The sequence below is a fragment of the Arcticibacterium sp. SM2516 genome (assembly GCF_057914865.1).
This window is the reverse complement of record NZ_CP195290.1, coordinates 4,116,663-4,129,433: the sequence shown is the minus strand read 5'-3', so window position 1 is coordinate 4,129,433 and position 12,771 is coordinate 4,116,663. Positions and strand designations below refer to the sequence as shown.

10 protein-coding genes are annotated in these 12,771 nt (G+C 37.1%); 3 read left to right on the top strand and 7 right to left on the bottom strand.

Annotated features, from left to right (window positions below):
* The first annotated feature begins 27 nt into the window (after nt 1–27).
* On the top strand, nt 28–582 hold the full coding sequence (locus tag ACSBFT_RS16975) for a cob(I)yrinic acid a,c-diamide adenosyltransferase (protein WP_489601642.1): 555 nt from the start codon (nt 28–30) through the stop codon (nt 580–582).
* On the opposite strand, the gene ACSBFT_RS16970 is transcribed toward ACSBFT_RS16975, so the two are convergent.
* The 5 genes from ACSBFT_RS16970 to ACSBFT_RS16950 all read right to left on the bottom strand — a co-directional run bounded on the left by ACSBFT_RS16970 (nt 579) and on the right by ACSBFT_RS16950 (nt 7,337).
* Nucleotides 579–2,603 carry a ComEC/Rec2 family competence protein gene (locus tag ACSBFT_RS16970; RefSeq protein ID WP_489601640.1) on the bottom strand — a complete coding sequence of 675 codons (2,025 nt, stop codon included), beginning with the start codon at nt 2,601–2,603 and terminating at the stop codon, nt 579–581. The genes ACSBFT_RS16975 and ACSBFT_RS16970 overlap by 4 nt on opposite strands.
* A 39-nt stretch (nt 2,604–2,642) precedes the next feature.
* A complete protein-coding gene (panB, locus tag ACSBFT_RS16965) occupies nt 2,643–3,461 on the bottom strand; it encodes a 3-methyl-2-oxobutanoate hydroxymethyltransferase (protein WP_463045070.1) in 819 nt (272 codons plus the stop codon).
* 81 nt (nt 3,462–3,542) lie between these two features.
* Nucleotides 3,543–4,733 carry a murein hydrolase activator EnvC family protein gene (locus ACSBFT_RS16960; RefSeq protein WP_463045069.1) on the bottom strand — a complete coding sequence of 397 codons (1,191 nt, stop codon included), beginning with the start codon at nt 4,731–4,733 and terminating at the stop codon, nt 3,543–3,545.
* 40 nt (nt 4,734–4,773) lie between these two features.
* On the bottom strand, nt 4,774–5,592 hold the full coding sequence (gene lolB1, locus ACSBFT_RS16955; RefSeq protein ID WP_489601638.1) for a lipoprotein insertase outer membrane protein LolB1: 819 nt from the start codon (nt 5,590–5,592) through the stop codon (nt 4,774–4,776).
* 8 nt (nt 5,593–5,600) lie between these two features.
* Nucleotides 5,601–7,337: a tetratricopeptide repeat protein gene (locus ACSBFT_RS16950; protein ID WP_489601636.1), complete on the bottom strand. Its 1,737-nt coding sequence runs from the start codon at nt 7,335–7,337 to the stop codon at nt 5,601–5,603.
* Between the two features lie 172 nt (nt 7,338–7,509).
* Here ACSBFT_RS16950 and ACSBFT_RS16945 point away from each other — a divergent pair, with 172 nt between their 5' ends.
* Nucleotides 7,510–9,534: a tetratricopeptide repeat protein gene (locus ACSBFT_RS16945; RefSeq protein WP_489601634.1), complete on the top strand. Its 2,025-nt coding sequence runs from the start codon at nt 7,510–7,512 to the stop codon at nt 9,532–9,534.
* Between the two features lie 31 nt (nt 9,535–9,565).
* Here ACSBFT_RS16945 and ACSBFT_RS16940 read toward each other — a convergent pair whose 3' ends face one another.
* A complete protein-coding gene (locus ACSBFT_RS16940) occupies nt 9,566–10,978 on the bottom strand; it encodes a tetratricopeptide repeat protein (RefSeq protein WP_463045065.1) in 1,413 nt (470 codons plus the stop codon).
* A 234-nt stretch (nt 10,979–11,212) separates the two neighbouring features.
* Here ACSBFT_RS16940 and purU point away from each other — a divergent pair, with 234 nt between their 5' ends.
* Complete coding sequence (purU, locus tag ACSBFT_RS16935) at nt 11,213–12,052, top strand: formyltetrahydrofolate deformylase (protein ID WP_489601633.1); 840 nt, start codon at nt 11,213–11,215, stop codon at nt 12,050–12,052.
* Here purU and ACSBFT_RS16930 read toward each other — a convergent pair.
* On the bottom strand, nt 12,049–12,660 hold the full coding sequence (locus tag ACSBFT_RS16930; RefSeq protein ID WP_463045063.1) for a hypothetical protein: 612 nt from the start codon (nt 12,658–12,660) through the stop codon (nt 12,049–12,051). The genes purU and ACSBFT_RS16930 overlap by 4 nt on opposite strands.
* Between the last annotated feature and the right edge of the window lie 111 nt (nt 12,661–12,771).

Here is a 12,771-nt window from a genome sequence, read left to right as displayed (position 1 = left end):
AGTCTTGCATTACGTTTAAAAATAATTATGTCAAAGATTTATACCAAAACAGGGGATAAAGGAACCACAGGGTTAATAGGAGGGAAGAGAATTAGCAAAGGAGAATTGAAAATTGAGGCCTATGGTACGGTAGATGAGCTAAACTCTTGGATAGGATTATTACGAGATGTTTCCGAAGACACAGCAAAGAGAGAAATTTTGAAGGAAGTGCAAGACAGACTTTTTACAATTGGAGCAGAGCTGGCTTCGGAGTCTGGCGGTGGCGGAGTAAAGAAGCTTCCAGATTTAAAAGAAGAGGATATAAATCTTCTTGAAAATCAGATGGATGAAATGAACCTAGAACTACCAGACTTGAAACATTTTGTTTTACCAGGTGGAAGCATTAACGTCTCCTATGCTCATTTGGCTAGGACGGTGTGTAGAAGAGCAGAAAGGTGTGCGATAAGACTTCACGACGAGGAAGAACTCAACTTTATGATCATAAAATATTTGAACAGACTTTCAGATTATCTTTTCGTGCTGTCGAGGAAGATGGGCCAGGATGAAAAAGCCGAGGAGGTTAAATGGTTTCCAAGGGTTTAGTATTTATAAGTTAAACCTCCAGTTTCGTATAACGAGACCAATTTTATGTTCAATGAGTCCGCTTGTTTTTTGAGCGTAGCAATTCTGTATTTGGAATTGGTGTCGTCTAAAATGATTTCTTCGGGATAGGTGTCAAACTGCTTTTCAATATTGTAAACAGCGTTATTAGAAACGAGAACTCTCGAAAATGAATCTTTCACTTTGGTACGGAAAAATTGTTGTATCCATAAATGATTGGATTCGCCCAACTCGAAAGTGAAGTTCTGTTTGCCATTTTCAGGGCTGATGATTTTATAGTTTTTTACACCAAGATGGTCGTAATAGTTTTTCAAATGAAAATTATAAGCTCGAGGGTTCTTAGCTGTGACGGAGTCTGTGATAAATAAAGCAGACTTAGCATCTATGAGGCTAAAACCGGAGGAACGTGGGATAAAATGAAAAGTAAGTTCCTTTTGTCTACGCTGAATGAAATCTTCATGAAAATTCCAAGCGGAAATTATCAGGAATAAGACTAAACCAGTGAATAGATACTTAGATTCTCTTTTTAAGAAAAATAGAATAATCAGGAAAAGAAAAACATATATGGCAAAAACCTCTAGCTGAGAAATGGAAAACCCGTGAAGCTTAGATTCAGGTAGGGCAGAAACATAGAAAATGGATTTATTAAGAACAAGCAGGGTCCACTTTAAAAGCCATGCTAAAACATCCGAAAGGAAGGGTACCCAATAGAATAATAGTGAAGGGATGCCCAAAAAAAGAACCGTACTGCTCAGTACCGTAACCAAAGGATTCGTCAGTAGAAAATAACTGGGAAACTGATGGAAATAGTAAATACTTAAAGGAAATGTGAATAGTTGGGCAGAAATAGAAAGAACACTTATTTGCCAGAGTTTGGTCAACAGCCAGTTTTTAGGTTGATATAATTCGTTTAAATAAGGATAGAGGTACAATATCCCAAAAATAGCCAAGTAAGAAAGCTGAAAACCAACTTCAAACAACCAGAATGGATTGATGAGTAACAGCAAAAACGCTGATGCCGCTAATACATTAATACTGTTTTTATCTCTTTGGATTAAAGTACCTATTTGAATAATGCTAAACATGAGTGTGGCTCTAGCCACACTCGGAGAAAAACCTGTAAAAAGGGCATAGGCCCACAAGCAAGAGACAATAATAAGACCGTATAGCCATTTTGTCTTTTTGTTACGGTTTAATGGGCCAAATATAAAATTTAGCATAAGCATTAGGATTCCCACATGAAGCCCTGAAACAGCCAGAATATGAATGGCACCTGCCGTGGCGTAGGCGTCGCGTACGTCTGCGTCAAGTTCGTCTTTAGTGCCTATTAGCATGGCTTCAGCCACACCTATATTGGCTTTGTCTACCAATATTTCGTGTAGTCTTTCGCTGGAAGCCGTATTAAGAGCATAGGACAATTGGAATACGGGATTTTTAGGTTTGTAACCGACTTTCGTATAATCATCCTTTCTAAGAAAGTGATGCATTTTAATTCCCCGTCTGGCTTGAAAGAGTTTATAATCAAATTCGAGGGGGTTTTTGGGACCTTCAATTTCTCTGGGAGTAGCAGCTATCAAGTAAATGTCTCCATATTTCGGTTTTAAGGTATCTTGTGAAAAGTAAAGAAGAATATCCCCTTTTGATTCTTGCCAGACACTGTCTTTTCTAACTTTATAAATTTCACCAATGGCCTTATAGGATTTTGGTTTGGTTTCTATGGCAGAATTAACTCTTATGAGATAAGCTTCAAAATCGTTTCTTTGGTTTTGAGAATTTCTATCATGAAAACTTGAAAATAGCCAGCCTATGGTTATCAAGCAGCTATAAATAGCAATGCTAAAAACCGCATTTTTCTTAAGATATAAACCTAAAAGAAGAACTATAAGGGAAACCCCAAATACTATAAATACTTGGGAAAGGGAGAGATTGAAAAATTCAAATACCAGAATGCCTAGGATAAGAAAGAGCACCAAACGAATAATAGGATAGGCTCTTAATTCCATGCTTAAGTAGATTTAGTTTAAAAGTATTGCGACCAAATGCTAGCCATAGCTTTCCTTCTCATTCGGGAAGTCTCCAGATTTTACATCCTTAATATAACCTGTGAAGGCATTGGTCATTTCGGTATGTAGGTCGGCGTAGCGTCTTAAAAAACGAGGGCTAAAATCCTTGTTTATTCCTAACATGTCGTGAATGACCAAAATTTGTCCATCACAGCCATTTCCAGCACCAATACCCACCGTAGGGATATCAATGGAAGCGGTGACCTCTGCGGCTAATTCCTGAGGTATCTTCTCTAAAACTACACCAAAACATCCTAAATCGTTAAGAAGTTGGGCATTAGATTTAAGTAAATCTGCCTCATCTTCACTTTTTGCTCTAACCGAATATGTTCCAAATTTATAGATAGACTGCGGCGTTAAACCTAGATGACCCATTACAGGAATACCGGCACTTAAAACCCTAGAAATGGATTCTTCTATTTCTTCTCCACCTTCCATTTTTACCGCATGAGCACCTGATTCTTTCATGATCCTGATGGCCGACTTTAAAGCTTGGGTGGAGTTTCCTTGATAACTTCCAAAGGGCAAATCTACTACCACCAGAGCCCTCTTTACTCCTCTAATAACCCCTTGGGCATGATAAATCATTTGATCCAAGGTGATAGGCAAAGTGGTCTCATGACCCGCCATAACATTTGAAGCCGAATCGCCAACTAAAATTAGCTCTATACCAGCAGCATCTACAAGGGTAGCCATAGAATAGTCATAGGCGGTAAGACAAGCTATCTTGTCGCCTTGCTGTTTCATATTGCGTAAAATGTTGGTAGTAATTCGTTTTACATCAGAATGTACAGACATAATTTACTTTAAGTTTTGTTGAAGATTGACGATTTTTTGTTCGATTGCAAATTTAATTTTGCCAAGGCTATTCCGAGAAGTTTATTTTCTAGCTAACCAAATTTCAGGATCCATCTTGGTGAACTGATGCCAGACTTGAAAGTTTATTTCATACTCACCACCTTTTTCTCCGGCTATACCAATCAATTGACCGGCAATGACTTTATCCTGTAGTTTTATATTGACGGATTTCAAATTGGCGTAAACGGTGAAATATTCGCCATGCTGAATAGCTACCACATTATTCAGACCGGGAATTTGAGAAATATCAAGTACAATTCCATCAAAGACGGAACTTACACGTGCATTTGGAGAGGTTTGGATATCTATTCCGTTGTTGTCAACTTTTAGATTTGTTAAAATTGGGTGGTTTTTAACGCCAAACTTATCTGAGATAAAACCGTTTTGAACAGGCCAAGGAAGTTTTCTTTTATTGTTTTGAAAGGATGCCGACAAGGCGGTATTGACGACGGCCTCATTCGGCGTGGCATTGCTTACTTTTTCGGCAGATTTGCGAATAATGGAAGAAATAAGGTTATCGAGTCTTCTTATAGCTTGTTTTGAGCTTTCTATCTCTTTCCTGATATTTCTCTCCTCTTTGGATAATTGAGCTACCGTTTGGGATTGTTCTCTTTGAAGTACCGAAAGTTTCTGAGTTTCTCCTTGTTTTTGAGTTAGCACATTCTGTTTCTCATTTTTCTTTTGAGAAAGCTCTTGTTGTCTGCTCGCTAGCGTTTGAGAAACTTTATTTATTTGTCCAACCTGTATTTTCCTATTATCCGTGTATTGTTCTAAATATTTATACCTCATTACGAGGTCATTGAAGGAACGAGCAGAAAAAAGAAAACTCAATTTATTGAGCTTCCCACTAGACTTGGAGGCTATGTAAAGCATCTCTGCATATTCTTTCTTTAAAGCAGCTAACTTTTTTTGAAGTTCTTGGTTGGCCACTTCCAGCTCTCCTATTTCAGTATCTATTAAATTGATATCTTGGGAGAAGAGATCTATTTGCTTTTGTTGATTGAATATCTGCGTGTTGAGAGCTTTAACTTTTCCAATGGACGCCTTTTTTTGAGAACTGGTTTGATTGAGTACTCGCTCAGCTCTTTTAATATTTTCTAGATTTTCTTTTTTTTCCTTTTCTAATTGTTCTCGGGACTTCTGGCCACACACAGCCATACTCGCACATAAAATCGCGATTAAAAGGAAAGCTTTTTTGAAAGTGAAAACCATACCCAAAATTAAGTCAAATTTTTAAAGAAAGTGTTTTCCGCTAGAAGGCAATTACTCCTTTCTCATAACTTTTAGGAATGGCATAGGGGAATCTAAGCTGGTTATCTTGTAACTCAAACTTAGTATGTTTAAAATCAAGCGTAGAGGTTTTGATCTGGTCTCCTCTGAAGACATCAATTTTTGCAAAAATGGCGTGAGGGACAACGACCCCATTGATAACTTGAATAAAGTCCGAATAAGAGATACCAAGTTTGCTTTTTCCACCCAGGTCTTCTGCAAGAATGGTGGTTAATTTATGATTTACATTGTCAATTTGGTTCTCTATTTTAATGTTTTGAGTACGCTGAAACAAACTGGTATATAAACTATTTAATTGAACTAAATCATCGTCCTTTTTTTCAAAAGGAAGGTTACCAATAAGCAAAGACTGTAAAAGTTTAAAGTCAAAATCGAAGTTAAACTGGTTATTAAGATCAGAAATGCTTAGTCCGTAATATTTTCTGTTAATTCTATCCATAATTAAAATGGAATCCTGTGTGATGAGGCACCTGGCGGCTTCTATGCCTACAGAAACAGAGATCCAGATGACGCTGTCTTTCTTAATATGAACATTGGCAGGGAAAGATTGAGATAGGTTTTCGGACTGAAAGTCTATTTTACTTTTAAGTTTAAGATAATCAAAGTCAGATTCGCTTATCGTTAATGTTGCTGGCTTTCCTTGAATAGCCGTTGAGTCCATATTAGAAATATCGGATTTTGGAAGCTCAGCAATAGATTTTTGGATCTTACCTCTTTTACAGGAAAATTGAAAAATAAGAAGTGTAAGTGCAAATAAAAGACGGGTTGATTTTGATATCATGAAGGCGGTTACTCGATGTATTGCTGTTTTAATATTTTTTCGTCAATGTTTTTGCTGTTCTCTCCCAGTTCTTTTGCTTTTTTCCATTGCTCAATGGCTTGTGTAACATCACCTAGCTTAAAAAGTATGTCGCCATAATGTTCTAATACCGTTCCGTTCACATTTTTGGAATACAACACGGCACTTTCAATAACCTCTTTGGCGTGTTGATAGTTTTCATTCTTAAATAATACCCAAGCCCTAGTGTCCAAATAGTCTACGTTCCCTGGTGCTAAACTCACCAGTTTTTCGGTCATGGATGCTGCTTTATCAAGATTTCTACCTCTTAAGGCTAAATAATAACTGTAATTATTAAGAACGGGCAAGTAGCCTGCATCCATCTTCAAAACCTCTTCAAAGGCCTTCTCAGACGCAGTGTATTGCTTAGTAGCATTATAGGAGTCTCCTAAAAGCGACAAAATATGTTTTAGAAGTTCAGTATTGTCAAAAGATAAATTTCTAGCTTCTTCTAGGGCATAAATGGCGTCATCATAATTTTTGGCTAAAACATTTCCGTAGCCATTGTGATACCAAAAGAATGCCTGATTAGGAAAATATTCTGCGGCTAAACCTGCATCTCTAATCAAAGCTGGCGTATCATTTAACTTCGTATCAAGCTCCACTATGGCTAACCAAACTTCAAATACTGATTTATCAAATTCTATGGACTTTAAGTAGCTTTCACGGGCTTCTTCAAGTCTGCCTTTTTTCATCCTAAGGTCACCCATGATAACATATGATCCTGCTAGTTTAGGATCTATGTCAATAAGTTTTTGAGTCAGAGAAATGGCGTTATTGATATTCTCTGTGTCGGGCTTGGTTTCTACGAGTTTGACGAAGGAGCTTAAAACCTTAAGCTTAATATTAGATTCTAAAGACGGATTTTGAAATGCAAGCTGTAATTCCGTATTACAGGCACCTATGTCACCTTGTCGTCTGTAAATGTCAGCCAATAAAACATGGCCCTCGGCTAGGTTTGGGTCTTTTTGTAAATAATCTTTTAGTAACTTTTCTGCGTCCTCTAGTTTTTGATTACCCATCATTATTTGAGCCTGATTTAGAACATAATCAGGATCTAAAGGTTGGTTTTCAATAAGCCTGGTTCCTTCTTTTATGGCGGCTTCTACTTTATTCTGCCTAAGAAAAAGTATTTGTTTTCTATGGGAGATTTCTTCATCTGCACCAATATTTTTCTCAACTTGATTGTACAGTTTAATGGCTTGGTCATACTCCTCTTGGCTAATATAAATGTCACTAAGTAGAATATAAGATGAAATATCTAATGGGTTCTTTTTGATGACCTTCTTATAAAGGTCTATAGCGGCAGTATAATCTAATTGACGTGTAAGTATGTTGGCATAAAACTTTTGATAGTAGGTGTTTTCTTTGTCCAGTTCTAAAGTGCTTTTTGCTGCGGTAGATGCCGCGTTAAGGTTGTTTAATTGTTCATATGCCTTACTGAGCATGTGGTACATGCCAGCCGTGGGTTTAAATTTCTTAATAACAGCTTGAAACATTTCGGCAGATTTGGCATAATTCTCGGCAGTATATTCTTTCATGGCATCGATAAATAGCGACTCAGAGTTTATCTCTTGTTCATCTTTTACGCCATTGGTAGAGGCACCTTGAGCCATAGAAAATAATGGCAAAAGAAATGCAAGAAGTAAGAAATATGCTTTAGCCATTAATGGTTTTGTTTTTATCAATTTAAGAGAAGTCTATTGATAGGATACAATAGTTCTGCCAAATCAGAACGCAAAGTAGCTTATTTTGTTACAATTCGCCAAAATATCATTTAATAGACCGTTGAGGAGGAGAAATGTCGCTTTTTTATACAAATTTGTAGAAAGAAAGATTTGTTAACGACTTAAGACGAAAATGGCCAAAAGCAAACACAAAAAGACCCCTATTAAAAATCAACCTAGTCAAAAAGCAGTTCCACCATTAGACACATTTGAAATAGACAAGAAATGGGTGCTATTGATAATGTTAGCGGGTGTTTTCTTGGCTTACGCCCAAATTTGGGGCAATGGCCTTGTCTGGGACGATGACCCCTACATTACCCTTAATGATGCCGTTAAAAACTTTGATTTAAACGCTCTTTTAACGGGATTCCATGTGGGTAATTTTCACCCAATGACCATGCTTACTTTAGCCGTAGAATATGCCATAGTGGGCGAAAGCCCTTGGTTGTATCATTTTAATAACCTTGTACTGCATAGTTTAAATAGCTATTTGGTATATCTCTTAATAAGCCGATTAAATAAAAACTTTTGGGTGGCCATCTTAACCGCCGGTTTTTTCGCTCTCCATCCGTTACATGTGGAGTCTGTGGCATGGGCTGCAGAAAGAAAGGATGTACTCTACACCCTGTTTCTTTTATTGTCTTTCTTGACTTATTTAAACTATCAGACTTCCAAAAATAAAGTTCAGTATGGTCTCTCGATACTGTTTTTTATACTTTCTTGTTTTTCAAAAGGTATGGCTGTGGTGTTGCCTGCTCTATTAATAATTACTGATTGGTGGTTTTTGGATAAGAAACTGAGTGTTAAAAACCTTTTAGATAAGATTCCTTTTTTCGTGGTGACTTTGACATTTGCATACATTGCCACCACAGCCCAAAAAGATGCTGGGGCAGACGCTACTTCGGTTATTTCTGCGGCTTATACGGTATCTGAAAGAGCCAGGATTGCTTGTTACTCCTTTTTATTTTATTGGGTCAAAACCATTTTTCCAAGTACGCTACTGCCTTTTTACCCTTATCCTGGAAAACCCAATGGTGCCATTCCTGGGATATTTAATCTTGCTGCTTTTGTGTTGCCTATCTTTTTAGGAGTGGTCTATTTTTTAGGAAGGAAGAATAAGAAAATATGGTGGGCTGTCGCTTTTTTCACTATTGCCATTTCGACGGTATTACAGATTTTACCGGTGGGAAGTGCTATCGTAGCTGATAGGTATTACTACTTATCCTCTATAGGACCTTTATTTTTAATAAGTCTTTTCTTAGCCAAAGGAATACAGAAATCGCCTTCTTGGAAGTTTTTCAGTTTTGCTCTTTTGGCGGTATGTGCTTTTTTAAGTTTTGTGCAAGTGCCACATTGGAAAAATGGATATACACTCTTTAAACCTGCGGAGAAAGTATACCCACAAGATGCGATGGTTTTAAGCAATATTGGCTGGTATCATTTGAGAGAAAAGGAGTTTCCTATGGCTAAAGAATATCTTACCCGTGCCGACAATAATGGATTTAAAAATGCCGATGTATGCCGTACTATTGCTTCCATGTATATTGACGAAGAGCAGTTTGATTTAGCCATCCCTTATATTGAAAGGGCATATAATTATATGCCTATAAATAACAGGACAGACTGGCTTATGGCCTTAGCTCTAAGTAAAACAGAAAGAAATGAAGAAGCTTACCAATATGCTAAATTGGCAGCGGAAGCCGAGCCTGAAAATTTTGAATATGTCAATACCTATGGTTCAGTTTTGTCTGCGATTGGTCGTGGAAATGAGGCAAGGGCTATTTATGATAAATTGCTAAAAGAAAACCCTGACAACTTGGATTTAATTTTAAATCGTTCTTTTAGCTATAGACAAGAAGGTAATTTGGCAAAGGAAATCGAAGGCTTAAAGGCCCTAATTACTAAGGACCCTACTTATCTGGTGGCTTATAAAAATATTGGATTGAGTCTAGCGGAGTCTGGAAAGAATGACGAGGCTATTGATTATTGGGAAAAGGCCGCGGAACTAGATCCTAGTGGAGATTATGAATATAATATTGGTATAAACCACGCCAACAGAGGCTTAATTCTCGATGCTATAGCATGGTATAAAAAAGCGGCAAAAAAAGGAAAAATAGAAGCCGTTGATATTCTAAACCAAAATGGTGTGGCATTCTAGAATAACAGTATAGATAAGACCGTTAACAGTCTTATCTATACTGTTCTATTATCCTAAAAAGAGCTTTTTGTGTTTTAAGGTTTGGGAAAAATGGATAAATCTGCTCGTGGGCGTCAAAGTCTAGATTTAAACCATCTTGAAGATACTTGTAGGCCTCGTTATACGTGCCATCATAAACCAAATAAACGGTAGCTCTATAATATAAATCAGCGTCTCCCGGCACTTCTTCAATGGCATTAAAGATGATCTCAAAGGCTTTTTGATACTCTTTTTGTTCAAAATATAGTAAAGACCAATTTAGCCAAACATCTATATTCTCTGAATCCAAATTTGCGGCATGGTTATAGGCTTCTATACTAGACATCATGTTTCCTAGACGGGCTTCTATATCTGCTTGTAATAACCAATAATCACTGTTGGTTTCATTCAGCTTTGTAGCTTTTTTAGCGAAATGAATGGCCTCAATCCACTTTTTTTGTTCGTAAAGTACGGCTCCCATTCCGTACCATGCTTCGTCCCATTTTTCATCTATTTCGGTAGCTTTTTTGTAATTATTAAAAGCCGCCAAGAAATCGCCCAGTTTTTCATGACTAGACGCCAAGTAGGTCAAAACTTCAGCGGAAGGCTTTTCAAGCTCAAGGGTCTTCTGATAAGCTTCTTGAGCTTTTTCATAGTTTTCCTCGTTCATATAGTTATGACCAAGGTTAAACCAGCCGCTCGCAAAATCGTCTTTTATGACCACAGCAAAATCAAAGGCTCTTATAGCGTCAGGATATTGTTTTAGTCGGCTTTGAGCTAAACCTAAACAATACCATGCATAGTGAGAGTAAGGGTTTGTGTCTGTCAATCCCTTGAAGTAGGCAATGTTTTCTTCTAGTTTATTGAGGTATTCAAGATTATAAATAAGCTCCAAATAGGCTATTTCATTGTCGTACCCCAGAGCTATTGCTTCTTTATAGTTCACTACTGCAGTTTCAAAATCCCCAAGATTTTGGAAGGTTTGAGCCAGTTGGAAATATATGTCGTCTTTCTGGTCAGAAAGCATTAGCGTTCTTTCTAAAATCTCTAAAGCAGAATGATGCTCGCCCATAAGATTATAGATGACGCCTTTCATGTATAGAATTTCGGTGTCTGCTGGGAAAAAAGTAGCAGCCTTTTCTAGCAATTCTAAACCTTCTTCATACTCAAATTCATTCACATGAAGCTGAGTCCTATTTAATAGGAGTTCCAGAGAATAAGGATATTGGTCCAAACCCAATTGACATGCTTTTTTAGCTAAAACCCAATCTGATTTTTCAAGATAAAACTCAGATAAGGACTCATATATGTCTTCGTTCAGGTAATGCGATTCATTGTTTAGAACCATTTCCTCAAACTTCTTGGCGGTTTGGCTTATGCCTTTATCCTCGATGTCGTCAAAATTGTCGTTAAACTCAATATTCATTTAAAATGGTCTGCTGTTTTGAGAATATTACCTCGTCATGAAATTAAAATTAATTATTTTATGATGAGATTTCAACACTTAGAAACTAATTTATTTAAAGGATTTCCAGTTCGAAGTGGTCATTTCCAGCCCTTTTAAGCTTGAAAGTTCAAAATAAAGACGTTTTAATTTGCGAATAGCTACCTCAATCTATTTGTTTCGCATAATTATTAGGCCTTAGAGCTAAAAAAAGCAATGACCAAGAATATACTTTTAATGGAAGGGCCAGACTCAAAGGGCCTTGTTTATCATGTTACCAAAGTACTTTATAAAAACGAGTGTAACATTATTAATCAGGATGAATATGTTAGCCCGGCGGGTCAATTTTTCATGAGGACGGAGTTTGAAAGTGATAAAAACTTTGATGCTGAGATTGTCATTTCCGATCTTAGAAAAAGGGTTCCCGATGAGGAAATCAAATTTAGATTAAACCCTAAAAAGAAAAAGGACATTGTGATTTTGTGTACCAAAGAACATCACTGTCTTTCTGATTTACTTACCAGATATCATTTTGGAGAACTGGATGCTAATATTTTGGCGGTCATTAGCAACTATGATACTTTGGAGCCATACGTCAACAAATTTGATATACCCTTTCATTACCTTAGTTGTGAAGGCCACAGTAGGGAAAGTCATGAATTGGAGATTTTGAAAGTCGTCAATCAGTATCAACCAGAGTTTTTGGTTTTAGCCAAATACATGAGGATTTTGACCCCCTATTTTGTAGCCAAGTTTTCAAACAAAATTGTCAATATTCACCACTCCTTTTTGCCCGCATTTATTGGTGCCAATCCATATAAACAGGCTTTCGATAGGGGTGTGAAAATTATTGGTGCAACGGCACATTTTGTAAATAATAATTTGGACGAAGGGCCAATAATTGCTCAAGACGTCAAAAAAGTTGACCACAGATTCACTTCTAAAGATATGTCAAGAGAAGGGAAGGATGTAGAGAAAACGGTGCTTACCAAAGCCTTAAAACTAGTCTTCAACGACCGCGTTTTTATTTTTGGCAACAAGACCATTATTCTTTAAAAGAAAAAGCCTAACCTTAAAACAAAGGGAGAATCTCCGCCACCGAGGCCTTGGGGTGACACAAAACCCTTTCCGTAGGATTGACCTATATTATACATTACAGAAATAAAACTTCCGTATTGTTCTCTCGTGCGACCTTGGTACATGCCAAGTCCAATGAGTGGAGAGCCTTCCCATTTTTTTGGAATTTCTCCTGTAATAACTTGATCTCTATCAAAAGAATAAAATTGGGTAATAGGAGCATTTATGATTTCATATTCTGCATGAGCAAAAAAGCTTCTCCAGATCGGTTGACGAATGAAAACTCTTGGGCCAAACATGGCTACGCCTTTGCCCTGACTATAATTTCCCTGATATATAAACGTTCCGCCTAATCCAGCTACCGTACCGCTTTCGTTAAGCTCATACCCAGCCATAGGAGAAAGGTCTGCGTAAAATGCTCCGAAAAAACCTAACCAGACATTTCCTCCAAAATGAAGATTTTCTTTAAAATTAGATTTAGGTTGTTCAAAGTAAATCGGCTTTTCTTCCTCTGGCTGAGGCATTTCTTGAGAAAAAGCTTGGAAGCCTAAAAGGAAGATGAATAAGGTGATAAGTGATCTTAGCATTAATAATGGTTATAATTGATGCTAATAACGCAAAATCTAAGCGAGTTATTGATTTATTTGAGGTAGAATCTATTTGAGCTTATGACAAGATGAAGCCCAAAATAACCTATT